Genomic DNA, 25,930 nt, shown 5'->3' with positions numbered 1-25,930 from the left:
CCTCGCGGCTCCCGCCAGGCCCGACCACGACGCGGCGCCCCCACCCACCCCTCCGGCGTCGACCCACCCAGGTCGGTGCTCACCTGGGCGACCGGCCCCCGGGTGCTGCGCCGAGCATGTCGTTGTGGCTCGTCCTGGGCGCCTGACGGGCGACAACCGCATGCTCGCCCGGCTCGGCACTGCCGCTCCCGCCATCGCCATCGCTGGACCACGGTTCTACCTCGGCAGACCACGGTTCTACTTCGCGCGACCACGGTTCTACTTCGCGCGACCACGGTTCTACTTCGGCGGACCACCGTTCTACCTCGGCGCGGACAGCCAGAGCGCCGACGCCGCCCCACCCGCGGGACCCGACCACAGCACGCCCGCGCGACCACAGCACCGACGCCGCCCCGCACGCACACGACCCCAGGGCGTCAGCCGCCGGACGAACTGCTGCGGGCTGCCGTGCGCTTGGCGATGAAGGCCTCGATGCCGTCGAGGACGATGTCGAGGCCGAAGTCGATGTCGCTCTTCCAGGAGTCGGGCGCGATCGCCGCCGGCTGCCACGCGGCGAGGGCCCTGGTGAGCGCCGGGTACGTCGCGGGGTCGACGAAGCGGGAGAGCACGACCTCGTAGTCGGCGTACGGGTTCGCGGCCGCGAGCGCCTGCTGGTCGAGCTCGTCCTCGGGCGTGTCCGGCGGGAGCCCCTGGGTGCGTCGGACGGTCCCGGCGGCGGCGCGTCGCGTCTCGACCTGGACGCGCCCCTCGCCGAGGACGTACTGGGCGAGGAGGCCCACGACCTGCAGTTTCTCGTCGACCGTGAGGCCGACCGGGGCGAGGATCTCGAACGCGCGGTCGATCCAGCGCAGCCGGTTCGGGCCGACCTGGGCCGTGGTCACGGGGAGGTCGAGGTACCACGGGCGCGCGAGGATGCCCTCGATCTGGGCGCGCGTCCAGGCCTCGAGCCCGGCGCGCCAGTCCTTGCCGTCGACGCTCGGCATCTCGAGGACGTCGGAGGCGGCGTCGGACATGAGCACGAGCAGCTCGTCCTTGCTCTCGACGTACCGGTAGAGCGCCATGGAGGAGTAGCCGAGCGACTCGGCGACCCGTCCCATGGAGACCGCGGGGAGGCCCTCGGCGTCGGCGAGGTCGATCGCGGCGCGCACGATCTGTTCCACGCTGAGGGCGGGCTTGGGGCCGCGGCGGGGTGGCGCGGCATGGCCCCACAGGCGTCGCAGCGTGGGGGAGACGGCGGCGTCCGCACGGGCCGCCGGGTCCTGCGGTCGACCTGCGTCGTCGTTCTCGCTCATCCCGTCATCCTCCCGCGGATCTTGACCGTCCACGAAACCGTGTCTACCGTAAGCACAATAGTAGGTTGCATAAACAGTTTGCTCTGTACGCATCCGGCCGACCCAGGAGACGCCGTGCCCACCACCGACCTCGTCGTCCGCGCCGAGGGGTTGCGCAAGAGCTACGGCTCCCCGCGCAGGCCCGTGCGCGTCCTCGACGGCGTCGACCTCGCCCTCCACCGCGGCGAGGTCCTCGCCCTCCTCGGCCCCAACGGCGCCGGGAAGACCACGACCGTGCGCATCCTCGCCACGCTGCTCCAGCCCGACGGCGGCACCGCGACCGTGGCAGGCCACGACGTCGTGCACGACGCCGCGCGGGTGCGCGGGCTCATCAGCCTCACCGGGCAGTACGCCGCCGTGGACGAGAAGCAGAGCGGCCGCGAGAACCTCACGATGATGGGCCGCCTCGCGCACCTGCCCCGGCGTGCGGCGCGCGCTCGCGTCGACGGCCTGCTCGACGCGTTCGACCTCGCGGACGCGGCCGACCGCCGCGTCGGGACGTACTCCGGGGGCATGCGACGCAGGCTCGACCTCGCCGCCGGGCTGCTCACTCGGCCCCAGGTGATGTTCCTCGACGAGCCCACCACGGGGCTGGACCCGCGCAGCCGCCAGACGATGTGGGAGGTCATCCGCGGCGTCGTCGCCGACGGCACGAGCCTGTTCCTCACGACGCAGTACCTCGAGGAGGCCGACCAGCTCGCCGACCGCGTCGCGCTGGTCGACGACGGCCGCGTCGTCGCCGAGGGGTCGCCGTCGGACCTCAAGCACCGCGTCGGCGAGGCGAGCATCGAGCTGACGTTCGCCTCCGTCGCTGACGCCGCAGTGGTCGGGGCCGCGGGGGTCGGGTTCGCGGGAATCACCGACGAGGCTCGGGCGACCGGAGAGAGCTCGGGTCGGGGCCAGGTCTCCACGACGCTGCGGGTGCCGACCGACGGATCGGTGGCGCACGTGCGGGACGTGCTCTCCGTGGTCGCGGCGACGGGCGTCGAGCCGGTGCGGTGGGAGGTGCGCGAGCCGACGCTCGACGACGTGTTCCTCACGCTGACGGGGCACGCCGCCCGGACGCGTGACCCTGACGACCGCGCTTCCCGGTCGGACGAGCAGCCCGGCCCGACCGACCACGAGGAGAGCGCAGCATGACCGCCCAGACCGTTGCCGCGCCGTCGGGCACGACGGCCCAGCTCCCCGCCCCGACGCCCCGTCCCGGGCGGCACGTGCTCATGGACGCGGGCACGATGGTCGCGCGCTCGCTGCGGCTCGTCCGCCGCGAGCCGGACGAGCTGATCCTCGGGCTCGTGCTGCCCGTCATGCTCATGATCCTGTTCGTCTACGTGTTCGGGGGTGCGCTGGACGTGGGCACGGCCTACGTCACGTACGCGACGCCGGGGATCATCCTGCTGTGCGCGGGCTACGGCGCGTCGAACACGGCGATCTCCGTCGAGCAGGACATGTCGGGCGGCATCATGGACCGCCTGCGGTCGATGCCGATCGCGAGCTGGACGGTGCTCGTGGGGCACGTCGTGGCGAGCGTGCTCAAGAACCTCGTCACGACCGCCGTCGTGCTGGGCGTCGCGTTCCTCATCGGGTTCCGGCCCGACGCGAACGTGCTCGAGTGGCTGGGCGCGGTCGGGGTGGTCGTGCTGTACGTGCTGGCGATCACGAGCGTCGCGGCGTTCGTGGGCGTGCTCGTGCGATCGGCAGCGGCGGCCGGCGGGTTCGCCTTCTTCATGCTGTTCCTGCCGTACGTGTCGAGCGCCTTCGTGCCGCCCGAGACCATGCCCACGTGGCTGCGCGGGTTCGCGGAGCACCAGCCGGTGACGCCCGTCATCGAGACGATCCGCGGGCTGCTGGTGGGGACGGACTCGACCGGTGCGCCCGTCACCGACCTCGGCGCGACGGCGACGCTCGCCCTCGCGTGGTGCGTCGGCATCGTGCTGGTGTTCCTCGGCGCCGCGGCGTTCGTGTTCGCGCGCCGGCGCCGGCAGTAGCAACGGGCGGCGGCTCGCCCGCCGACTCACATCTCCTGGAAGGACGGACAGAATGATCGACATCGAGCGGGGCGACGCGCTCGGCGAGGCCTACCGGCGACGGATCACCGAGGTTCTCGTGCAGGGGTTCGCCGAGGACTTCGCGTACTTCTCGAAGGATCCGCGCGTCCTGGCCGACGCGTTCGAGCACATGCTCGTCCTCGAGCGGTTCTACGTCGCGCTCGTGGACGGTGAGCCGGCCGCCGTCGCCTCCGTCACGGAGGGGTCGCAGGAGTGCTTCGCGCCGGAGAAGGGCCCGTTCCGGGCGGCGCTCGGCCGCGTGCACGGCGCCATCAGCCACCGGATCGTCCGCAGCCAGTTCCTCGGCGCGTACGACGGCGCCCGGGAAGGCCTCGCGGAGATCGGGTTCGTCACCACGACGCCGGACCAGCAGGGCAAGGGCGTGGCGACCGCCCTCCTACGTCACCTGATGGACCTGCCGTACGACGAGCTCGTGCTGCGCGACATCAAGGACACGAACGCGCCCGCGCTCGGGCTCTACCGCAAGCTCGGGTTCACGGAGTCGCACCGCCGTCCGGTGCGGTTCGCCGGGCGGGCGGGATTCTCCGCGTACGTGTCCATGAGTCGCACGCGCGCAGCCGCGGCCTGAGCGCCGGAGGCACCGGTGTCGGACGGACCCACGGTGTCAGCCCGCGTCGGCGCGACGAGCGCTCGAGCCGCGCACGACGAGCGTGGGGGCGAGGACCTCGTGCACGTCGTCGCGCCGCCCGTCGGCGCGCTCGCGCAGCAGCTCGACCGCGCGCCGTCCCATGACGTCGCGCTGCTGCTGCACGCTCGTGAGCCGCGGGCGGGCCCGCGTCGCGAGCGCGGTGTCGTCGTAGCCGACGACGGCGAGGTCGCCCGGGACGTGCATGCCCAGGTCGTGCGCCCGGTCGACGACGTCGAACGCCTCCACGTCGTTGCGGGCGAAGACCGCGTCGTACCCGGCGGCGACCAGCGGGCCGAGCTCGGGCACGGCGCCGTCGTGCTCGACGACGCGCACGTGCGCGCCGAGCCCGTGGGCGCGCATCGCGGCCTCGTACCCGTTCCGGCGCGCGAGGCCCGCGGGGCGTCGCGACCCGGTGACGTGCGCGATCCTCGTCCGGCCGGTCGCGACGAGGTGGTCGACGACGAGCGCCGCACCGCGCTCGTCGTCGTTGTTCACGGTGTCGACGCCAGCCACCGGCGCGGCCGGGCGGCCCACCATGACGACGGGTGCCCGGCGCCCCGCGGCGGTCAGCACCTCCGGCTCCACCCACGAGGACACGACGACCAGCCCGTCGACCGCGAGGTCGAGGAGCTGCTGGACCTGCCCGGCGAGGCGACCGCGGTCGCGCGAGCCGTGCGCGAGCAGCACGGAGAGGCCGTCGGCCTCGGCGGCCGCCTCGACCGATGCGACGATCTCCGTGTGGTACGGGTTGTCGAGGCTGGACAGGACCACCCCGAGCAGCATGCTGCGTCCCTGCTTGAGGGCACGGGCGAGCGCGTTGGACCGGTAGCCGAGCGCCTCGGCCGACGCCAGGATGCGCTCGCGCGTCCGCGCGCTGACGCCGTCGTCGCCGCGCAGCGCGAGGGACGCGAGCGACTTCGACACGCCGGCGTGCGCGGCGACGTCGAGCAGCGTGGGCCGGCGAGCGGCGCCGGGGACGGTCACGGGTCCATCCTCGCCCGGCGCGGGACGCGGTTCCTCCCGGACGGGCGCCGGAGGCGACGTCGGCGCAGCACGTGCTGCCGGGCGAGCTGGGTGACGACCGTCCCCGCCAGCGCGATGCCGAACGCGGGGGCCGTCCCGAGCTCGTCGACCAGCAGCGCGACGAGGAGGCAGAAGACGGCGAACCCGAGGAGGCCGGCGAGGAGGCCGCGGAGCAGGCGCACCGTCTCGGCCGAGCCGTGCTGCGCCAGCGTGAACGCGGCGACGACGCTCGACGCGATGGGGAACGGGGCGAGCACACCGGTCATGCCCGGACCCAGGGTTCCCGACAGCCCGGTGACGACCACTACGAGCGCGGCCGTCGCCACCGCGCGTCCCGGCAGGTCCCACCAGGGCCACGCCACCGGCGGTCGACGGTCCGGCGGCGGGGCATCGGGCGGCAGCGCCCGGGACGCCGCCCACAGCGCCAGGAGCACGACGGCGAACCCCCACCAGGGCGGCACGCTCAGCGGCGCGAGGGCGACGTCCGCCGCGAGGCACGCCGCCCAGGCGGCGGCGAGCGAGGCGACCCAGCCGGTCCGGCGCGAGCACCAGGCGAGCACCACGGCGAACAGGGCGAGCGTGACGAGGCCGAGCAACGAGGACGACGCTGCGGCAGCCCCGTAGCGGGTGCCGTGCTCCAGGGTCGTGATGAGCAGGATCGGCCCCGCCACGATCGGCAGCGCGACCAGGACACCCGTCAGCCCGGGTCCCCACCGTCGCCCGGCCATCGAGGAGGCCACGACGAGCGCGGGCGCCAGCACGAGCTTGAGGAGCAGCGTCACGCCGACACCCTAGTTGCGGGCCCCCGCCCGTCCCGGCGCCGGGCGGACGGGCGGCGCGGGATCGGCGCCGGGGGGAGTCGGACCTTCTGGAACGTTCCAGATCTTCGTGCGGCGTTCACCCCGGCGCTACCGCCCGGACGACGGCGGTTGGCGCGCCGTCCCTAGCGTCACCGGCGTGACACTCACCACCACCCCGACAGCCCCCGCCGTCCCACCGTCGCGGGAGCCCGACCCGGTGTCGGCGCCGGACCCGCAGACCGCCACGACGGCAGCCCTCGCCACAGGGCTGACCGTCCGGCCGACGGCGCTGCTGCTCGACTTCGGCGGCGTCGTGTTCGCGACGCGCAAGCGCCCCGACGGCCTGCGCGAGATGGCCGAGCACGTCGCCGAGGTGCTCGCCCGTGGCGGGCAGCACCTCACCGTGGAGGAGCTGGTCCCCGTCCTGCAGGGCGGGCAGGTCGCCCTCAAGCACTGGAAGCACGCGCAGTCCCGGCGTCTCGAGCCCACGGAGCTCGACCACCGGACGATCTGGCGCGAGTTCTACGGCGGCCCGCTGCCCGAGCCCGCGCGCGAGATCCTCGCGGGGAGCGCCGGGGCGCTGCAGGAGCGGCTCACCGCGACCCTGGCCGAGCACGAGGTGCGCCCCGGCGTCGAGGACCTGCTCGATCTCGCCGACGAGCACGGCGTGCCCGTCGGCATCGTCTCCAACGCGCACAGCGGCCGGGCGCACCGAGCCCTGCTGGCGCGGCACGGGATCGACGACCGGTTCGCCGTGCAGGTGTACTCGGACGAGGTGGGGATCCGCAAGCCCCACCCCGGGATCATCGACCTCGCCGCGCGGGCGCTCGGGACGACGGCCGACCGGTGCTGGTACGTCGGCGACACCCAGGACCGCGACGTCGTCGCCGGTCGTCGCGCCGGGGTGGCCGCCGTCGTCGTCACGCGGTACACGCACACCGACAACCCGCCGTTCCCCGTCCGCGAGACGGCCGACGTCGTGCTGGACACGCCCGCTGGCCTGGTCCCGCTGCTCCGCGACGCCCGACCCGCCGCCCCTCCGTCGCCGAACCCGGGGTTACGCGTGACATCGCCGCCCGATCGCCACCCAACCCCGGGTTCGGCACCGGACGGCGTGGCGGACCCGCGGCTGCCGTCGGCGATCCTGCTCGACCACGGCGGCGTCATCGCCGTCTCGACGCCCGACGAGGCGGTCCGCCGCCGGTTCGCCGAGCACCTCGCCCAGCGGCTCACGAGGGCCGGGTACCCGGTGTCCACCGACGGCACCGTGCAGGCGCTGGCCGACGCCCGGACCCGGCACCGGGCGTGGAAGCACGCGCACGAGACCGCGGGCCGGTCCGTCGGGTCCACCGTGCCGGAGATCGACGCCACGACGTTCTGGGTCGAGCTCGTCGGGCCGTGCCTCGACGACGTCGTCACCACGACGCCCGACGACGACCCGCGCGCCGGGATGCGCGACTGGCTGCGCGCGGAGTGCCACGACCTCATGGTCCGGTACGCGCGGAGCAAGTCCGTGCCGGCCGTGCGCCCGGGCGTCCGCGAGCTGCTCGAGCGTGCCCGTGCCGCGGGCGTGCCGGTGGCGGTCGTGTCGAACACGGTCTGCGGCCGCGCGGTGCGCGAGGAGCTCGTCGAGGAAGGGCTCGACGAGCTCGTCGGCGCGCACGTCTACTCGGACGAGCTCGGCGTGCGCAAGCCCGACCCGACGACCGCCCGGACGGCGCTCGTCGCGCTCGACGCCGACCCCGCCCGGGCGTGGTTCGTCGGCGACAAGCCGGGCCGCGACGTGCCCGCAGCGCGCGGCGCCGGCGTCGGCACGGTCGTGCTCGTCCGCGGCGGCTCCACCCCGGACGACGCGCTCGACATGCTCGGCGCGCCCGACCCGCAGCACCCGGCCGGCGCCACCACCCCGGACCACGTCGTCGACGACATGCACGACGTCGTCGCGCTCGTCCTGCCCTGACCACGACCCGACCCGCATCCGCCCGACGAGCACCACCGACCCGAGGAAGGCCCTCATGACCGGCTCGCCGACCACCATCGCACCCCGCCCCACGCTCCGCCGTCTCGTGCACGACCCCGACGGGATCTCCGGCTCCCAGAAGCTCATGATCCTCGTGCTGTCCATGACGCTTTACGGCGTCGCCGACATCGTCGCGGACATGCTCCCTTCGTTCGAGGTCGGATCCTTCGAGGTCGAGATCGCCTACTTCGCGTTCATCCCCGTGGTGCTCGCCGCGCTGCTCACCCCGGTGTGGGTCGCGCTCGGCGTCGCGATCGGCGAGGCGCTCATCGCCGACATGCTGCTGGGCAGCTTCGGAGGCTTCGGCGAGGTGGAGGGCTTCCTGCAGATCTTCGTCGGCACGTACGTGGCCGGCTGCCTCGTGCGCGACCCGCGCAACCGCCGTCAGCTCTTCTGGGCCGCTATCGCGCTCGTGTCGATCGACAAGGTGAGCTCCGCGCTCATCGACGTCGTCAAGGTCGTGGTCGGCGTCGACCCCGACGCGCTCGACGAGTCCGGCGGCACGCTCGGCGCCGTGGTCCTCGCGGAGAGCCTCGAGCTGCTCGGCGCGCTCCTCGTCACCGGGGTGCTGTTCGGCGGTCTCGCCGCGATGTGGCTCGCGCCGCGACTCTACGGCAAGATCGAGCCGCTCATGGGGCTGCGTCCCCGCGACCCGCAGAACCCGCCGCGCCTCGCCGGCCCGTGGGGCGTGAGCTTCTGGCTCGTCGCGGCCCTCGGGGTCGCGCTCGCCGCCGCGGTGGGCGTGCTCAGCCAGTGGGAGGACCACGCGGGCCGCGAGGACGCCGTCACGACGATGGGCTCGTTCGACGCCGGTCTCGTCGACACCTACGGCGACAACGTCGGGTGGGTCGCCGCCGTCGTCGGGCTCGTCGTCGGGCTCGCGGTGGTCGTCGCGATCGCCGCCCTCGTCGCCCGGCGCCGCGACCGGCCCTCCGCCGGCGCGCACGACGACACCCCGGGCGCGGACCGCTGATGGGCTCGCCGACCGCGTGCCACGGGGCCGCCGTCGAGGTCACCGGGCTGGCGTTCCGCTACCCGGGTGCCTCGGACGACTCCCTGCGCGGCGTCGACCTGCGGATCGAGGCTGGCGACTTCGTGGCCGTGGTCGGCGGGAACGGCTCGGGCAAGACGACGCTCTGCAAGGCGTTCAACGGCCTCGTGCCGCACTTCTGGAACGGCGACCTGACCGGCTCCGTGCGGGTCTTCGGCCGGGACACGGCCACGCTGTCGGTGGCCGACCTCGCCGACGACGTCGGCTACGTCTTCCAGGACTTCGGCAACCAGATCGTGCGCCCCACCGTGCGCGACGACGTCGCGTTCGCCCCGCTCAACCTCGGCCGCGCGGACTGGGCGGCGCGCGCCGACGCCGCGCTGGACGTGCTCGGTCTCGGCCCGATCGGCGACCGCTACACGTGGCAGCTGTCCGGCGGGCAGCAGCACCTCGTGGCGCTCGCCGGTGCGATGGCGCTCGCGCCGCGCCTGCTCGTCGTCGACGAACCCGCGGCCGAGGTCGACCCGCGTCGCGCCACCGCGATCTACGAGCACCTGGCGCTGCTCAACCAGCGGGGCGTGACGGTCGTCGTCATCGAGCACCACGCGGAGCTCGTCGCCCGGTACGCGCGGTCCGTCGTGCTCATGGCCGACGGCGTCGCCCGCTGGCACCTGCCCGTCGCCGAGGCCATGGCCAGGACCGACGACCTCGCGGCCGCTGACATCCCGGCCCCCCAGGTCGTGGCGCTCGCCCGCGCGCTGGATCCGCAGGTCCGCGGCGGCGGGGCGCCGCCCCTCACGGTCGAGGCGTGCGCCGCGGCGCTCGCGGGCGTCGACCGGGCGAGCACGGGCCCGGCGACCCCCGAGAACGGGATCGGCGACCGTTCTCGCGAGGATCCGCTCGCCGAGCCCGTGCTCGGCGGGACGGTCGCGTCGCTGCGGGGCGTCACGCAGGGCTACCGCACGGTCTCCGGCCCGCGCACCACCGTGCTCGACGAGCTCGACCTGATCCTGCGTGACGGCGAGCGGGTCGCGCTCGTCGGCTCGAACGGCGCCGGCAAGTCGACCCTGCTGAGCCTGCTCTCGGGGCTCGCGCTCCCGCGCGCGGGGACGGTCGTCGTCGACGGCCGCGACACGCGCACGACCACCGCCGCCGAGCTGTCCGACGCCGTCTGCTACCTCGTGCAGCGCCCGGAGGAGATGTTCCTGCAGGACTCCGTCCGCGGCGACGTCGCGATGCACCCGCGCGGCCGGGGCGTCCCGGACGCCGAGGAGCTCGTCGACCGCGTGCTCGAGCAGGTGCGGCTCACCGGCGTCGCCGACCGGGACGGCCGGCTGCTCTCCGGCGGCCAGCAGCGCCGGGCGGCGCTCGCCGTCGCGCTCGCCATGCGGCCGCGGCTGCTGCTCCTCGACGAGCCGACGTCGAGCCTCGACGTGCGCTCGCGCGACGACGTCGTCGCCATGCTCGCGGCGCTCGCGGAGCACATCCGCTGCACGGTCGTCGCGACGCACGACATGCACCTCGTCGCCGAGTGGGCCGACCGCGTCGTGGTGCTGCACGAGGGGCGCGTGCTCGCGGACACCGACCCCGCGACCCTGTTCGCGTCACCGGCCGTGCTCGACGCCGCGCGCCTCGTGCCGCCGCAGGTGTCGCAGGTCGGCGCCGCACTGGGGCTCGCCCCGGTGCCGCTGACCGTCGACGAGCTCGTCGCCCGCGTCGCCCCCGTGGAGGTCCCCGCATGACCGCCGCGACCGCCGGCGCGCGCGAGGGCCGACGCCGGACCGGCCTCGACCGCGCGTCGGTCGAGTGGGTCGTCATGGAGCTCATGCGCGTCGCCTACGCGACGCGCGGCGGCTTCCTCGCCCGGCGCGACCCGCGCGCCGTCGTGCTCTGGTACGCGGTGTGCGCCGTCGTGCCGTGGTTCACCTACGACCTGCGGGTGCTCGGGGCGTTCTTCGTGCTGGCGCTCGGCTGCGCGCTCGCGGCGCGGATCGGGCCCCTGCTCCTGGGGCTCTTCGTGCTGGGGACCGTGGGCGAGCTCGTGTACGTGCTCGTGCTCGCGTTCGTGCTCGACGGCGACCTCGGCGCGCTCGTCGGCCTCGCCCAGGCGTTCCTCAAGCTGAGCACGGTCTCGCTCGTGAGCATGGCGGCGTTCGTCTCGCTCGACCCCGAGAAGATCTCCGACGCGCTGCTCGCTCTGCGGCTGCCCGCGATCCTCGGGTTCGCGGTGAGCTACGGGTACCGCATGGTGCCCGTCCTCGTGGACGAGTTCCAGACGATCGTCGACGGGCACCGGATGCGCGGCGCGCCGCCACGCGGGCACGGGTTCCTCGGCTGGCGCACCGTCGTGCGGGGCGCGCGCATCGCCGTCCAGGCGTTTTACCCGCTCGTGCTCAACACCGCGAAGCGGACCCGCACCACGGTCGAGGCGCTCGAGACGCGTGGCTTCACGTCGGCGGCGCGCGACGGCGCCGGTCGCCGACTGCGTCTGGCCCACCTGCGCTGCACGGCAGGTGACGCCGCGCTGATCGGCGTGACCGTCGTGGTGGTCACGGCGGTGCTCGTCCTGCTGTGACCGCTCCGCACAGACGTCCGGACGCGGTCCGCCTGCCGGCACGAGGAAGGGCGGCGGTCCCGGAGTCCTGTCCTCCGGGACCGCCGCCCGCGGGAGCGGCACCGTCGACGTGAAGCCGCTCCCGAGCATCCGGCCGGGCGGCGAGGAGGGACCGCCCGGCCGTGCGCGTCGGCCCGTCAGACCGCCGCGAGCCGACGGCGCAGCCCGAGCCCGACGCCCGCGACACCCGCGAGCGCGGCCCCGCCGACGAGGGCGGACAGGCCGAGCGACACCCGTCCGACGGGGCTGTTCTCCACGCTGTCCTTGAGCTCTGCCGTGCCGTCGGACAGGGTGCCGGTGCCGTCGGAGAGCGTCGCAGCACCGTCCGCGATGCGGGTGCTGCCGTCGTGCAGCTCGGACGCCCCGTCCGCGAGGGCCGACGTGCCCGTGTGGAGCGTCGCCGATCCCTCAGCGAGCGCCGCGTTTCCCGCGGCGAGGGTCGTCGCGCCCGTCGACAGGGTCGTGAGCCCGTTCTGCAGCTGCAGCGTCCCGTCCTCCAGTCGGGTCGTCCCGGCGAACAGGTCGCCCGCCCCGGTGCGCAGCCGCACCGTGCCGGCGGAGAGGTCGCCGGCCCCGACCACGGCTCGGGACGTCCCCGCCTCGAGGTCGGCGGCACCGGTCGCGAGCTCCGACGTCCCCGTGGCGAGCTCCGACGTCTTGGTCGCGAGCAGGGCGCTCCCGCCGCTCAGGCGTGCCGTCCCCGCGACCAGGTCGGCGGTGCCGGTCGCGAGACGAGAGGCTCCGGCATCGAGCTCGCCGACCTTCCCGTGGAGCGTGGCCGCACCCGTCTCGAGCTCGCCGATCTTCCCGTCCAGCGTCGCGGCGCCCTGGGACAGCGCGTCGACGCCCACGGCCAGGTCGCCGTCGATGCCGTCTCGGAGCTGCTGGACGCCTGCCGTCAGCCCCGGCTGCTCCGGGGTGCCCTCGCCGAGGCCGGCACGGAGCCGTGCGAGCCCGGGGGTGAGCCCAGGGCGCTCCGCGGTCCCGTTGCCCAGACCCGCCGCAAGGCGGTCGACGCCCGCCGTCAGGTCGGCCGCGCCCGTGGAGAGGCTCCCGGCACCCGCCGCGAGCCCGCCCGCACCCGCCGCGATCTTCGCGGAGGCACCGGGGCTCGCCTCGGTGCCGTTACCCAGAGCGCGGAGGGTTGCCGCGACCGCGCCGAGCGTCTCGGGCGTCGCTGGGACCTCTCCCCGCGCGATCTGGTCGAGAGTCACGGCGACGCCGTCGAGATGGGTGCCGACGGTCACGGCCGACCGCTGGAGCTCGCCGGCGGACCGTTGCAGCTCGCCGGCGCCGTTCCCGAGAGCGACGGTGCCACCGCGCACCTGGGCGGCTCCTGCCTGAAGGTCCCCGACGCCCGCCTGGATCTGTGCCGCACCGTCACGCGCTGCGGTGACTCCCGCGGCGAGCCGCGCGGCGCCCGCCGACAGACGGGCCTGACCGTCGTCGAGGTCCTGCACACCCTGGCCGAGACTGGAACGCACACCGGCTCGCAGCTCGCTCGTCCCGGCGGCGAGGGTGCCGGCGCCCGTCGCGAGCCGGCTCGCGCCGTCGGCGAGGTCGGCCGATCCGTCAGCGGCCCGGGCGGCGCCGGCGTCGAGAACGGCTGCGCCGGTGCTCAGGTCACCCGCACCCGCCGCGATCTGCGCCGCGCCGTCGGCGGCGCGGGCGTTGCCCGCGGCGAGCCGGGCGGCGCCGGCGTCGAGGTCCTGGGTGCCCGCGGCGAGGCGTGCCGCGCCGCTCTCGGCGTCGCCCGTGCCCGCCGCCAGGCGTGCGGCGCCCGCGTTGAGCTCGTCCGCTCCGGCGGCGAGCTCGGTCGCGCCGTCGAGGGCGGTCGTGCCCCCGGTCGCGAGCTGGGCCGCGCCGTCGGACGCCTTCTGCGCACCGGCGACGAGCTCGCCGGCACCGTCCTCCAGGTCGCCGGCGCCGTCGGCGAGGCGCTGGGCGCCGTCCTGCGCCGTGGCGGTCCCGTCGGCGAGCGTGGTCGCCCCGGCCTGGAGCTCCGCGGCGCCGTCGTCGAGGCGGGTCGCGCCGTCGGCGACCTTGCCGTTGTACACGAGCAGGAACGCGACGAGCCCGGCGACCGCGAGGGCGAGCACGGCGAGGGCGACGGACGTGAGGACGGCGGGGGTGCGCGACGGTCGGGGAGAGGCGTGCTGCGTCATCGGGTGGTCCTTCCTCACGCCCGGCGTCGTCGCCGGGCGGTCGGCAGAGGGGAGCGTGCGGGATTCCGGCGATCTCGGGGGAGAGCCGACGCGGGAGGGCGTCGGTGCCGCGGCCGCCCTCTTTGGCGGGACGCGGAGTAGCAGGTAAATCTCGAAAGACGCTAGCAAGCGCGGAGGCGCCGCGGACAGCGAGTACTAGATACTTCCGCCGTCACGATTCGGTCACGGGCCCGAAGTATCAGGTACTCCGCGCCGCGACCCGTCGCTCCGGGCAACGGTGCCCTCGTGCACGGCCTCGTGGGGTCGTACCTCGCACTGTTCACCCCCCGGCCACGTGTCGGCTCCGCGCACGACGCCGCAGGGTCATCGATGGCCACCACCCTCTGCTCGACCCTCGTCGAAGGAGAGACATGTCATCGACCCCTGAGCGCACTCCCGAGCGCACTCCCGAGCGCACCGCCGCCCGGCGGTCGCGGCTCGCCGCGCTCGTCGCCGCCGGCGCGACGCTCACGCTCACGCTCGGCGCCCTGCCGGCGCTCGCCGCCGCACCCGCGCACCAGGCCGGCCCGGCGCCGTCGGGCACGACGGCGTCCCTCGCCCTCGCCGCCGACGCCGCCTGGGCCCAGCCCGCGCCGGGCGAGACGTTCCACCGCCTTGCGACGTACCCCGTGTTCGAGAACCGCCCGGCCGGCGAGGACGCCGCGGCCGAGACGGTCGCCGAGATCTCCGCGGTGAGCGAGGACGGGAAGACCGTCGTGCACACGGACGCTGCCGCGCGGCGCATCGGGTTCCTCGACCTCTCCGACCCGAGCGCGCCCAAGGGACTCGGAACGCTGAGCCTCGCCGAGCTCGGCTCGGAGCACGACGAGCCGACGTCGGTCGCGGTCGTCGGCGGGTACGTGCTGGTCGTCGTGGACACGTCCCCGAGCTTCACCGCGCCGAGCGGGCGCCTCGACGTCGTCGACCTCGCGACGCGCGAGCGGGTGCGGTCGTTCGACCTCGGTGGCCAGCCCGACTCCGTCGCCGTGACGCCCGACGGCGTGCACGCCGTCGTCGCGATGGAGAACCAGCGTGACGAGGAGGCGACGCCCGAGGGAGGCGAGGAGGGCGACCTCCCGCAGCTCCCCGGCGGGTTCCTGCAGATCCTGGACCTGCCCGGCGACGACCCGGCTGCGTGGTCGACGCGCGCCGTGTCCTTCCTCGACGAGGCGGGCGCCCCGCTGCCGATCGTCGCGGCCGCCGGTCTCGACACCCCGCAGGACCCCGAGGTCGAGTACGTCGCGATCAACCCGGCCGGCACGAAGGTCGCGGTGACGCTCCAGGAGAACAACGGCGTCGCCGTCGTCGACATCGCCTCGGGCGAGGTCGAGAACGTCTTCTCCGCCGGCGCCGTCGCGGTCTCCGGGATCGACGTGAAGAAGGACGGCGTGATCGACCAGACCGGGTCGATCCCCGCCGTCCCGCGCGAGCCCGACGCGATCGGCTGGCTCGACGACACCCACGTCGCGACCGCCAACGAGGGCGACTGGAAGGGCGGCTCGCGCGGCTGGTCGGTCTTCGACGCGACCTCGGGCGAGGTCGTGTGGGACGCGGGCGCCGAGCTCGAACGGCTCGCGGTGCGCGTCGGCCTGCACACCGAGGACCGTGCGGCCAAGAAGGGCGTCGAGCCCGAGGGCCTGACCGTCGCGACGCTCGGTGGCGTGCGGTACGCGTTCGTCGGGTCGGAGCGCTCGAACTTCGTCGCCGTGTACGACGTGACCGACGCGGCCGACCCGCGGTTCGTCCAGGTGCTCGCCACGACCAACGGGCCCGAGGGCCTCCTCGTCGTGCCCGGGCGCGACCTGCTCGTGGTGTCGAGCGAGGAGGACGACGCCGAGGCGGGCGTCCGGTCCGCCGTCACCGTCTTCGGGCGGGGCGAGCAGTGGGCCGACGGCGCAGGGTCGCCGCGGTTCCCGAGCGTCGTCTCCGCGGACGCGGACGCGGATGCAGCCGACCGTCCGCAGGTCGGCTCGCCGATCGGCTGGGGCGCGCTCGGTGCGCTGACCGCGGACCCGGACGATCCCCAGCGCCTGTGGACGGCGACCGACGCCGCCTACGACACGACGCAGCTCCTCTCGCTCGACGTGAGCGGCTACGGCGACGGCGAGCCGGCCGTGATCGACCGGTCCGTGACCCTGACGCGCGACGGGGCCGCCGTGGGTCTCGACGTCGAGGGCGTCGCAGCACGTCCCGACGGCGGGTTCTGGCTCGGTGTCGAGGGCGCGACGGGCGCGGAGAACGCGATCGTGCGCACCGACGCGTCGGGTGCGGTCGTCGAGACCGTGGCCCTGCCCGACGGCGTCGTGGCGGGCCTCGGCAAGCAGGGCGTCGAGGGTGTCGCGGTCGCGGGCTCCGGGGACACCTCCGAGCCCGAGCAGGTCTGGGTCGCGCTCCAGCGCGGTCTGACGACCGACGAGGGGGGCACGGCCACGACCGCGCGCCTCGGTCGCTACGACGTCGCGAGCGCGACCTGGGACTGGTTCGCGTACCCGCTCGAGCAGACCACGGCGGACGGTGACTGGATGGGCCTGAGCGAGGTGACCGTCGTCGACCACGACACCCTCGCCGTGATCGAGCGCGACAAGCTCAACGGGCCTGCCGCGGCGGTGAAGCGCGTCTACGCGGTCGACGTCCCGGAGACGGCGGTCGGCGCGGCGAGCACGGCACCCGTCGCGGTCGAGAAGGCTCTCGCGCACGACGTCCTTCCCGGCCTGCGCGCGACGAACGGCTGGACGCAGGAGAAGCTCGAGGGACTCACGGTCGGCGGCGACGGCACGCTCTGGGCGGTCACCGACAACGACGGCGTCGAGGACGCGACGGGCGAGACGGTGCTCCTGAGCCTCGGGGCGGCGTCGGACGTGTTCGCCGACCACCTCGACGCCGAGACCCCGGGCGAGCCCGGCGGCGAGACGCCCGGCGCGGGTGAGGAGCCGCCGTCGGCCCCGCTGCACACCGTCGACGCCGACGACCTCACCGACGCCAACCACGGCGGCGTGACGCTCTCGCCGGCGACCGTGCGACCGGGGGAGAAGGTCACCGCGACCGCCGACGGGTTCGCGCCCGGCGAGTGGGTCACCGCGACGCTCTTCTCGGCGCCGGTCGAGCTCGGCATGTTCCGCGCGGACGCGTCGGGCACGCTCACCGCGACGGTGACGGTCCCGGCGGACGTCGCCGTCGGGACGCACCGGTTCGCGATCGTCGGGCAGGTGGACGGGCGCGTCCTGTGGACGGAGCTCGAGGTCGTCGCGGCGGACGGGACCGCGGGGGCGGACGACGGCACGGACGGGCCGGGCGAGCTCGCCACGACCGGTGTGCAGGCCGGCACCCTCGTGGGCATCGCCCTCGTGCTCGTCGTCGGCGGTGCGGCGATCGTCGTCGTCCGGCGCCGGATGCGCGGGCTCTCCGGCTAGCTCGCGGTCGCACGACGCCCGCCCCGCGACCGGGGCGGGCGTCGTCGTCTCCCGGGGCGCCCGGGAAGTGGTTGCCGGGTCGGTGGGCTCAGCGGTCGTACGGTGCCCAGCCGTCGTCGCCCGCGAGGTACGCCTCGCGCGTGTGCAGGGCGGCGTCGGCGTCGGAGAGCTGCGGTCGTCCGGGTCCGGTGAGGGCGCCGGGGCCGCGGTTGTCGCGCTCGGCGTTGCTGCCGGGATACCAGTCGAACCCCGACATGGTGGTCCACACGTCGTCGCGCTGGAGGTGGACGCCGAGCCAGGAGTCGCGGACGACGACCCTCGGGTCGGTGTCGGGGTTGCTGCTGGGGTGCCACGGCCGTCCGAGGTAGTACGAGCCGGGGCCGGCGTTCGTGAGGAACCGCGACCCGGTCACGAGGAACCCGTGGGCGAACCCGCGTGACGTGCTCGGTGCGAAGACGTACCCCGACGGTGTGCTGGCTCGGCGCAGCGCCTTGATGCGCGAGTCCTCGATGACGGCGGTGGCCCGGCCGAAGATGAAGTCGACGTCACCCTCGACGTACGAGTCGGTGAGGTAGACGCGGGCAGCGACGTCGACGCTCGGGGTGTCCAGGTAGAGGGTGTCCTGGTTGCCGAGGAACCGGACGTGGTCGAAGACGACCCGGTCGGCGCGGGTCTTCACCGCGACGGCCTGGTGGCCGGAGAACTCGGGGTGCGCCGCCTCGTCGAACGCGTTCTCGAACGTGACGTGCCGCGCCTCGAAGCCCGCTCCGGAGACGGTCACGGTCGCGCTGCCGCTCGTGCCCCAGGTGCCGCCGCCGGGTTTGGGGGTCCCCGCCGCACGGTCGTCGGTGATCACGACGTCTTCCGGGTCACCGGTCGACCCGACGAGCAGCAGGTTGGTGCGGTCGGCGGGGATCTCGACGCGACCGTGGTACGTGCCGGGGCGCACGACGATCTTGACCGGCTCGGCGGAGTGCGCCGGCGCGAGGTCGACGGCGCCCTGGATCGTCGTGGCGTCGCCGGAGCCGTCGGTGGCGACCACGATCCGCCCAGTGGCCTCACCGTGCCGCGGGGCGGCCGTCGCGGCCGTGGCGGGGGCGAGCAGGAGAGCTCCGGCGGCGAGTGCCACGGGCAATGCGGTGCGGTATCCGTGGGTGCCCCGGCGGGACGAGGGCAGGTGTGACTCGGTGGGCAACGGTGCCTCCTGGGGTGGGCGGGTCAGCAGCGACCCGGACGGTTCTCTCCGGTGAGAAACCGGTTCCCCAGATGGTCGCACCCCGCCTGACGGCGGACAAGTGGGTGCGACGAACGCCTCGCCGCCCGCACTGACCGAGACGGGGCGGGGCGGCGCGGGCGGGTCGGCGCGTGATCAGACGCGGTCGTTCGGCATGAGTGCCCACAGGATCAGGTAGGCGATGATCTGCGGGCCGGGAAGCAGGATCGAGACCGCGGCGACGACGCGCACGACGGTCGGGTCCCAGCCGAAGCGCCGGGCGATCCCGGCGCAGACACCGGCGATCATCCGGCCCTGGCGCGGCCGGGACAGCGTGGACGAGGGTGCGGTGGATGTGCTCATACCTCGACGGTAGGAGCACGCCCGGCGGGGCGGTATCGGGATGTCCCCCGAACCGACCCTGATCCTCGGGCCGTCGACCCTGAGGCGGTCAGTCGCGCGAGACGACGAGGCTCGTGCTGTGGCCGCCGAACCCGAACGCGTTGACCAGGGCGTGCCGGGCGCGCGTGTCGCGGGCGGCTCCCCGCACGACGTCGAGGTCGATCGCGGGGTCCTGCGACTCGAGGTTGAGCGTCGGCGGTACCCGGCCCTCCCGCAGAGCGAGGAGCGCGACGAGCGTCCCGAGCGCGCCGGACGCGCCGAGCAGGTGGCCGGTCGCGCCCTTCGTGCTGGTCACCGTGGGCGGGTCGCCGAGGGCGGCGTGCAACGCGTCGGACTCGTTGACGTCCCCGACGAGCGTCGACGTCGCGTGGGCGTGGACGAGGCCGACGTCGGCCGGTGCGAGACCCGCGGACCGCAGGGCGAGACCGATCGTGCGTGCCTGGTTCTCGGGGTCGCCCCCGACGATGTCGAACGCGTCGGACGTCAGGGCCGCGCCCGCGACGGCACCGTGCACGGTCGCGCCCCGGGCGCGGGCGTGCTCCTCGCTCTCCAGGACGAGGAGCGTCGCCCCCTCGCCCATGACGAAGCCGTCGCGGTGCACGTCGAAGGGCCGCGACGCGCGCTCGGGCGCGTCGTTGCGGGTCGACATGGCGCGCGCCGCGGCGAACGCCGCGAGGGAGAAGGGCTGGACGCCCGCCTCGACCCCGCCGCACACGACGACGTCGGCCGAGCCGGCAAGGATCATCTCGCGGCCCATCGCGATCGCCTCCGACCCCGCGGCACAGGCGCTGATCGGTGCGCGGGCACCGGCCTTCGCCCCGAGGTCGATCGACAGCCAGGCGGCCGGCCCGTTGGCCATGAGCATGGTCACGGTGTGCGGGGACACGCGCCGGGGGCCGTGCTCGTCGAGCACGCGCGACTGGTCGAGCGTCGTCGCGATCCCGCCGTTCGCCGAGCCGACGACGACCGCGAGACGCGTCGGGTCGACGTCGGGCGACCCTGCCGACGCCCATGCCTCGCGCCCCGCGACGAGCGTGAGCTGCTCGGCCCGGTCGGTGCGTCGCACCTCCCGCACCGCGAGCGACTCGGCGAACGCGTCGTCCACCCGTGCCGCGATGCGCACCGGCAGGTCGCCGGCCCAGTCGTCCTTGATCGCCCGCACCCCGGGCTCTCCGCGCAGCAGCGCCTCCCACGACTCTCCGGCGGTGAGCCCCACGGGAGTCACCGCGCCGTATCCGGTGACGACGGCTCGTGTCATCGTGTGTGCCCCCAAAGCGTGCGCGGGTGTCGTCCTGCAGGTGACGACGAACTTCTCGATCAGTCCTATTTCATGACATCCGGTCACGGTTGTCCTGTTCGAGAGTATGACTGTCCGCGGGTACGGTCGGCGCGGGAGGTCGAGCCGTGAGAGCTGTCGTGCGGAGGGCGGGTGCCGCCTTGCTGCTGTGCCTTCTCGCGACGTGCCTCGTCGGGTGCGCCTCCGAGCCCGCCACGACGGTGACGGCGACGCCGCTCCCGCTGACCGCGCCGGAGCTACCCCCGACGCGCGGCGTGCTCGACTACCAGCTCGGCGGAACGGCCGACGTGGTCGACGACGGCTCCGGGCCGGTGGCTCCGGACGTCGTCGTCCGGGACGCCACCGCCGACCCGCTGCCCGGGGCGTACTCGGTCTGCTACGTCAACGGCTTCCAGACCCAGCCGGGCGAGGCGGAGCGGTGGCTCGACGACCACGAGGACCTCCTCCTGCATGACGACGGCGGGGGGCTCGTCGTCGACCCCGACTGGCCCGACGAGTACGTCCTCGACCCGTCGACCCCCGAGCAGCGTGAGGGCATCCTCGCGTTCCTCGGCCCGGTCGTCGTGGGCTGCGCCGACGACGGCTTCGACGCCGTCGAGATCGACAACCTCGACACCTGGACGCGGTTCGACGAGATCGACGAGGACGGAGCGCACGCCCTCGCACGTGCCTACGTCGAGCTCGCGCACGACGCCGGCCTGGCGGTCGCGCAGAAGAACGCGGCAGAGATCGCACATCTCGCGCACGACGACCTCGGCTTCGACTTCGCCGTCACCGAGGAGTGCGCGGTCTGGGACGAGTGCGCGGCCTACACCGACGCGTACGGCGACCACGTGCTCCAGGTCGAGTACCCCGACGCCCTCGCTGACGCCGGCCTCACGTTCGCCGACGTGTGCGCCCTCGACGACCGCGCCCCGCTGACGATCGTGCGCGACCGCGACCTCGTCGCCCCCGACGAGCCCGACTACGTCTACGCCACCTGCTGAACGACTCGTCGGAGGCGGGCCGTCACCAGCCGTCGGGCGCGAGGAGCTTGCGGATGCGCTTCTCGCTCACCGGGCCGTCGGTGCCGAGCTGCTGCGCGAACAGCGACACTCGCAGCTCCTCGACCAGCCAGCGCACCTCCGCGAGATCGGCGGCACGGGCCGGGTCGGTCGGTCCCTTCGCGTAGGCGGCGCGTGCTCGCTGGTACGCCTCCTCGACGTCGTGCACGCGCCACGCGAGCTCGGCGTCGCGGTTCGGGTTCGTCTGCGCCTTCTCCAACCGGTACGACGCCGCGCGCAGGTACCGGGTCAGGTGCGGCAGCCGTCGTGGCGGGGTCTGCGAGACGAAGCCGTCGTGGATCAGCCCCGCGGCCTGGTCGCGCAGGTCCGTGAGCGTGTTGAGCAGCGCGAGGCTGTTCGACCCACGGATCTCCGCGTCGAGGTTGCGCGACGCCGTGAGCGCCGCCACGACGTGCCCCACCACCTGGTTCACCTGGTCCTCCAGGTGCGCCCGGACGAACGTGCGGGCCGCGGCGTAGGCGTCGGCGTCCCGGATCGCGACGGCCTCCGGCTGCGCACCGTACGGTCCGGTGCCCCCGCTCGTCAGGGCGATCACCGCCGCGAGCTGCAGGTCCGCGACCAGCGCCTCGGTGTTCCGGTACGGGCTGGCGGCGAGCGTCAGCGACTGCATCGAGCTCCACCGGCTCGTGATCCGCCCCGTCGGCAACGCCGTCTCCGACAGCAGCAGCCGTCGCACGCCCCGCGCGTGCTCCCGCGCCTGCGTGTTCGCGTCGGCCAGCACCCGCAGCGCGACCGTCGGCCTGCCCTTCGCGTCCTGCTCCTCGACGACCGCCGGGTACCCCCGGACGACGACCCCACCCCCGAGGTCCGTCGACACCGCGGTCGGCAACGTCTCGTCGGGCCATGTGGTCAGGTTCGAGCGCTCGGTCACCAGGTTCGTGGTCGGGTCCGCGGGCGGTGCGCCGTCGGCGCTCGGGCTGGCCGCGCCGTCACCTCGGTCGTTCGGCCGTCCGTTCGCGAGCGCGGCCTTGACGCCCTTCGCATCCGACGCCGCACCACCCGCTCGTCCGTCGACTCGCCCTGGCGAGCCGGTCGTTGTGGGTGACCCCGCGCCGTCGGACGCCGTGCCCTGGCCGCGACGTGTCGGCGAGCCGGACGCGGAGGCGGTGGAGGGGGCGTCGGTGGCGAAGGGCGTGGTGGGGCTGGCGGGAGCATCGCGAGGAACGAGCGATGCGGATGGTAGCCCGAGCGCCGACGCCCCCTCCACCGCCGTCCCGGCCCCGTGCGGCGCCCCAGCCCGAGCACCCGCTTCACGCAGCGCGGCGCCGACGGCGCCCTTCACGGCCGCGCGGACCGCCGCCTGGTTCTGGGCGGCGAGGCGGCGTTGGAGGGAGAGGAGGTCCTTCGACTCGTCGAGGACGACCTCGCCCTGGCGGCGGGGGTCGACGACGCGGAACGTCATGCGCAGGTGCGCGGGGAGGCGCGCCTCCTGCTCGGGGCCCCAGGCGTCGTCGGGGATGGCGACGTCCCGCAGGGCGCGGACCGCGCGCGTGAAGGCGACGTGGAACGGCTCGGCCATGTCGCCGGCGCGGGCCATGTCCTCCCATGCGGGCGTGTGCTCTCGCAGCCAGGCGACGACGTCGCGCGCGACGTCCGGGGCGGGCACGAGCTGGACGCGCACGGGCTTGGGCAGGGAGCGGATCGTCGCCGTCGCGAGCTCGTCGAGGAGGCCGGGGACCATCCAGTCGAACCCGTCGGGGACGACGCGGTTGAGGACGGAGATCGGGACGTGCACGGTGACGCCGTCGGCCTCGGTCCCCGGCTGGAACTGGTAGGTGAGCGGGAGGGCGAGCTCGCCCTGCGGCCAGGTCTCGGGGAACTGCGAGGTGTCGATCTGCTCGGCGTCGGGCACGAGCTGCTCGAGCGTGAACGTGAGCAGGTCCGGGTCGTCCCGGCGCGCGGCCTTCCACCAGCGGTCGAAGTGCGCGGCGGACACGACGTCGTCGGGCACGCGCTCGTCGTAGAAGGCGAACAGCGCGTCGTCGTCGATGACGAGGCCGCGCTGGCGCGACCGGGCCTCGAGCTCCTCCGCCTCCTCGAGCAGGCGGCGGTTCTCGTGGAAGAACCGGTGGTGCGTCGTCCACTCGCCCTGCACGAGCGCGTGCCGCACGAACAGCTCGCGTGCGGCCTCGGGGTCGACCTTCGCGTAGAGCACCTTGCGGTCAGCGACGATCGGCACCCCGTAGAGCAGCACCTTCTCAGTCGCGATCGCCGCGCCGCGCTTGGTGGACCAGTGCGGCTCGGAGTAGGTGCGGCGCGCGAGGTCGCCCGCGAGGTCCTCCGCCCACTCCGGCTGGATACGTGCGACGTCGCGCGCCCACAGCCGCGACGTCTCCACGAGCTCGCCCGCCATGATCCAGGCGGGCGGCTTCTTGCTCAGCGGCGACCCCGGGAAGATCGCGAACCGCGCGCCGCGCGCACCGGTGTACTCGTTGCGCGCCTGCTTCTGCGCACGTCGCAGCGCCTTCGCGCGCGCCTCGCCCTTGAGATGAGCGACCGACGACGCCTTGACGTCGCCCGTGTCCTGCATCCCGATCTGCGACAGCAGCCCGGACAACAGCGCCTTGTGGATCGTGTCGCCGTCCCAGGCGCGCTTGTACGCGGCCGTGGTCGGGTCGCTCGTGGTCGGGTCCGCGGTGGGCGCGCCGTCGGTGCTCGGGCTGGCCGCGCCGTCACCTGCGGCGTTCGGCTGTCCGTTCGCGAGCGCGGCCTTGACGCCCTTCGCATCCGACGCCGCACCCACCGCTCGTCCCGTGCGTCCCCGTGGGTCGCCGTCCCGCTCGGTGCCGCGCGTGCGCGGCTGGTAGGACATGTCGATGCCGAGGGGCTTGGACATCTCGCGGAGCTGCGCGACGACGTCCTGCCACTCGCGGATGCGCAGGAAGTTGAGGTACTCGGCCTTGCACAGGCGGCGGAACGCGCTGCTGGAGAGCTCGTGCTGCTGCTCGCGGACGTACTCCCAGATGTTGAGGTACGTGAGGAAGTCGGAGTGCGGGTCGGTGAAGCGCGCGTGGGCCTGGTCGGCTTGGGCGCGGACCTCGGCGGGCCGCTCGCGCGGGTCCTGGATGGACATGACGGCGGCGATGATCGCGACCTCGCGCGCGACGCCGAGCCGCGAGCCCTCCCAGATCATGCGGGCCAGGCGCGGGTCCATGGGGAGCTGCGCGAGGATGCGGCCGACCTCGGTGAGGCGCGTGGCGCCGTCGGACGTCTCGAGGGCGCCGAGCTCGGTGAGGAGCTGGACGCCGTCGCGGACGGCACGCGTGTCCGGGGGCTCGACGAACGGGAAGCGCGCGACGGCGTCGGGCGTGTCGACGACGCCGACCGAGATCATCTGCAGGAGCACTGAGGCGAGCGACGTGCGCAGGATCTCGGGCTCGGTGAACTCGGGCCGGGAGAGGAAGTCGTCCTCGGAGTAGAGGCGGATCGCGATGCCGTCCGCGACACGGCCTGAACGGCCGGAGCGCTGGTTGGCGCTCGCCTGCGAGACGGGCTCGATCGGCAGGCGCTGGACCTTCGTCGCCTTGGAGTAGCGCGAGATGCGGGCAGTTCCGGGGTCGACGACGTAGTGGATGCCGGGCACGGTGAGCGACGTCTCGGCGACGTTCGTCGCGAGCACGATGCGCCGCGACGCGTGCGCCTGGAAGACGCGGTGCTGCTCCGCCGACGAGAGCCGCGCGTACAGCGGCAGGATCTCGACGCGCTGCGGGTGCTTCGGGTCGCGGACGCGGTCCTTGAGATGCCCCTCGAGCGCGTCGGCGGCGTCGTGGATCTCGCGCTCGCCCGAGAGGAACACGAGGATGTCGCCCGACCCCTCCCGCAGGAGCTCGTCGCACGCGTCGACGATCCCGGTGACGAGATCCTTCTCGTCGTCCGGCCGCCGGCCGGCCCGGCCAGTCGCCTTCCCGGACGCGGGGTCGACGTCGGGGGACAGCGGCCGGTACCGGATCTCCACCGGGTAGGTGCGGCCGGACACCTCGACGACGGGCGTGGCCTCGGGCAGCGCGTCGACGACGTAGTCCGGCGCGCCGCCGAGCGACGCGAGGTGCGCGGGGGAGAAGTGCTGCGCGAACCGCTCGGAGTCGATCGTCGCCGAGGTGATGATGAGCTTGAGGTCGGGCCGGCGCGGCAGGAGGCGCGCGAGGTAGCCGAGCAGGAAGTCGATGTTGAGCGACCGCTCGTGCGCCTCGTCGACGACGATCGTGTCGTACGCGAGCAGCTCCGGGTCGCGCTGGATCTGCGCGAGCAGGATTCCGTCGGTCATGACCTTGACGAGCGTGTCCGCGCTCGACGTGTCGGTGAACCGCACCTGGTACCCGACGACGCCGCCGAGCTCAGTGCCGAGCTCCTCCGCGATGCGCTCCGCGACCGTGCGCGCGGCGATGCGCCGCGGCTGCGTGTGCCCGATCTGGCCGGCCCGCCCACGCCCGAGGTCGAGCAGGATCTTCGGGAGCTGCGTCGTCTTCCCGGAGCCCGTCTCGCCCGCGACGATGACGACCTGGTGGTCGCGGATCGCGGCGGCGATGTCCGCGCGCCGGGCGCTGACGGGGAGCTGCTCGGGGTACGTGATGGGCGGCACCGTGACGGCCTCGCGCGCCTGCGCCGCCCGCTCGAGCTGCGCACGGCTCACCTGCCGCGGGCCCGACGGCGTCCGCTCGCCCCGCCCGCGTCGCGACCCGCCGGTCGTCCCCGGGACGTCAGTCGTCGTGCCGGTGCCCGACGACGCACGGTCGCCCTGAGCGCGTCCCCGGCGGTTCCCACGGCGTCGCCGAGACGCGCGCGGGGTGCCCTCGACGGCGCCGTCCCGCTCGGGAGGGCGCACGTCAGGCTGGGGCTCGGTACTCACGACGGTCCATTCTCTCAA

17 protein-coding genes are annotated in these 25,930 nt (G+C 74.5%); 9 read left to right on the top strand and 8 right to left on the bottom strand.

Annotated elements, in window-relative coordinates; genetic code table 11:
* Window positions 1–416: 416 nt before the first annotated feature.
* Window positions 417–1,292 carry a TetR/AcrR family transcriptional regulator gene (locus ACMXGY_RS19740; RefSeq protein WP_483774669.1) on the bottom strand — a complete coding sequence of 292 codons (876 nt, stop codon included), beginning with the start codon at window positions 1,290–1,292 and terminating at the stop codon, window positions 417–419.
* Window positions 1,293–1,406: 114 nt separating this feature from the next.
* Between ACMXGY_RS19740 and ACMXGY_RS19735 the strand changes: the two genes are divergently transcribed.
* From ACMXGY_RS19735 to ACMXGY_RS19725, 3 genes are read left to right on the top strand one after another with little or no spacing between them, the layout of a single operon-like run.
* Window positions 1,407–2,471 (top strand): ATP-binding cassette domain-containing protein, encoded by a 1,065-nt coding sequence (locus ACMXGY_RS19735; RefSeq protein ID WP_483774668.1) that lies wholly within the window; start codon window positions 1,407–1,409, stop codon window positions 2,469–2,471.
* Complete coding sequence (locus ACMXGY_RS19730) at window positions 2,468–3,319, top strand: ABC transporter permease (protein ID WP_483774667.1); 852 nt, start codon at window positions 2,468–2,470, stop codon at window positions 3,317–3,319. Before ACMXGY_RS19735 ends, ACMXGY_RS19730 begins: the two co-directional genes overlap by 4 nt.
* A gap of 52 nt (window positions 3,320–3,371) precedes the next feature.
* Entirely contained in the window at window positions 3,372–3,968 is a 597-nt protein-coding gene (locus ACMXGY_RS19725) for a GNAT family N-acetyltransferase (RefSeq protein WP_483774666.1), read from the top strand.
* Window positions 3,969–4,004: 36 nt separating this feature from the next.
* On the opposite strand, the gene ACMXGY_RS19720 is transcribed toward ACMXGY_RS19725, so the two are convergent.
* Both ACMXGY_RS19720 and ACMXGY_RS19715 read right to left on the bottom strand, forming a co-directional pair.
* Entirely contained in the window at window positions 4,005–5,012 is a 1,008-nt protein-coding gene (locus ACMXGY_RS19720) for a LacI family DNA-binding transcriptional regulator (protein ID WP_483774665.1), read from the bottom strand.
* Entirely contained in the window at window positions 5,009–5,833 is an 825-nt protein-coding gene (locus tag ACMXGY_RS19715; protein ID WP_483774664.1) for a hypothetical protein, read from the bottom strand. Before ACMXGY_RS19715 ends, ACMXGY_RS19720 begins: the two co-directional genes overlap by 4 nt.
* Window positions 5,834–6,008: 175 nt before the next feature.
* Here ACMXGY_RS19715 and ACMXGY_RS19710 point away from each other — a divergent pair, with 175 nt between their 5' ends.
* Genes ACMXGY_RS19710 through ACMXGY_RS19695 form a run of 4 tightly spaced genes read left to right on the top strand, consistent with a single transcriptional unit; the run spans window position 6,009 to window position 11,437 of the window.
* Window positions 6,009–7,811 (top strand): HAD family hydrolase, encoded by a 1,803-nt coding sequence (locus ACMXGY_RS19710; protein ID WP_483774663.1) that lies wholly within the window; start codon window positions 6,009–6,011, stop codon window positions 7,809–7,811.
* Window positions 7,812–7,866: 55 nt separating this feature from the next.
* Window positions 7,867–8,844 carry a DUF8171 family membrane protein gene (locus tag ACMXGY_RS19705; RefSeq protein WP_483774662.1) on the top strand — a complete coding sequence of 326 codons (978 nt, stop codon included), beginning with the start codon at window positions 7,867–7,869 and terminating at the stop codon, window positions 8,842–8,844.
* Window positions 8,844–10,604 (top strand): ABC transporter ATP-binding protein, encoded by a 1,761-nt coding sequence (locus ACMXGY_RS19700; protein WP_483774661.1) that lies wholly within the window; start codon window positions 8,844–8,846, stop codon window positions 10,602–10,604. The genes ACMXGY_RS19705 and ACMXGY_RS19700 overlap by 1 nt, the downstream gene beginning before the upstream one ends.
* A complete protein-coding gene (locus ACMXGY_RS19695; RefSeq protein WP_483774660.1) occupies window positions 10,601–11,437 on the top strand; it encodes an energy-coupling factor transporter transmembrane component T family protein in 837 nt (278 codons plus the stop codon). Before ACMXGY_RS19700 ends, ACMXGY_RS19695 begins: the two co-directional genes overlap by 4 nt.
* Before the next feature lie 176 nt (window positions 11,438–11,613).
* Here the strand turns inward: ACMXGY_RS19695 and ACMXGY_RS19690 are convergent, their stop codons facing one another.
* Window positions 11,614–13,641, bottom strand: a complete 2,028-nt coding sequence (locus ACMXGY_RS19690) for a hypothetical protein (RefSeq protein WP_483774659.1) — start codon at window positions 13,639–13,641, stop codon at window positions 11,614–11,616.
* Between the two features lie 410 nt (window positions 13,642–14,051).
* Here ACMXGY_RS19690 and ACMXGY_RS19685 point away from each other — a divergent pair, with 410 nt between their 5' ends.
* Window positions 14,052–17,090, top strand: a complete 3,039-nt coding sequence (locus ACMXGY_RS19685; RefSeq protein ID WP_483774658.1) for an esterase-like activity of phytase family protein — start codon at window positions 14,052–14,054, stop codon at window positions 17,088–17,090.
* Window positions 17,091–17,178: 88 nt separating this feature from the next.
* On the opposite strand, the gene ACMXGY_RS19680 is transcribed toward ACMXGY_RS19685, so the two are convergent.
* The 3 genes from ACMXGY_RS19680 to ACMXGY_RS19670 all read right to left on the bottom strand — a co-directional run bounded on the left by ACMXGY_RS19680 (window position 17,179) and on the right by ACMXGY_RS19670 (window position 19,963).
* Window positions 17,179–18,219 carry a pectinesterase family protein gene (locus ACMXGY_RS19680; protein WP_483774657.1) on the bottom strand — a complete coding sequence of 347 codons (1,041 nt, stop codon included), beginning with the start codon at window positions 18,217–18,219 and terminating at the stop codon, window positions 17,179–17,181.
* 240 nt (window positions 18,220–18,459) lie between these two features.
* Window positions 18,460–18,666 carry a PspC domain-containing protein gene (locus ACMXGY_RS19675; RefSeq protein ID WP_483774656.1) on the bottom strand — a complete coding sequence of 69 codons (207 nt, stop codon included), beginning with the start codon at window positions 18,664–18,666 and terminating at the stop codon, window positions 18,460–18,462.
* Between the two features lie 88 nt (window positions 18,667–18,754).
* Window positions 18,755–19,963 carry a beta-ketoacyl-[acyl-carrier-protein] synthase family protein gene (locus ACMXGY_RS19670; RefSeq protein WP_483774655.1) on the bottom strand — a complete coding sequence of 403 codons (1,209 nt, stop codon included), beginning with the start codon at window positions 19,961–19,963 and terminating at the stop codon, window positions 18,755–18,757.
* A gap of 146 nt (window positions 19,964–20,109) precedes the next feature.
* Here ACMXGY_RS19670 and ACMXGY_RS19665 point away from each other — a divergent pair, with 146 nt between their 5' ends.
* Entirely contained in the window at window positions 20,110–20,988 is an 879-nt protein-coding gene (locus ACMXGY_RS19665; RefSeq protein WP_483774654.1) for an endo alpha-1,4 polygalactosaminidase, read from the top strand.
* A gap of 22 nt (window positions 20,989–21,010) precedes the next feature.
* Here ACMXGY_RS19665 and hrpA read toward each other — a convergent pair whose 3' ends face one another.
* A complete protein-coding gene (gene hrpA, locus ACMXGY_RS19660) occupies window positions 21,011–25,912 on the bottom strand; it encodes an ATP-dependent RNA helicase HrpA (RefSeq protein WP_483774653.1) in 4,902 nt (1,633 codons plus the stop codon).
* Window positions 25,913–25,930 lie beyond the last annotated feature (18 nt).

Source organism: Cellulosimicrobium sp. G4 BAM 1002 (assembly GCF_057126935.1).
This window is presented reverse-complemented; position numbering and strand designations above follow the sequence as displayed.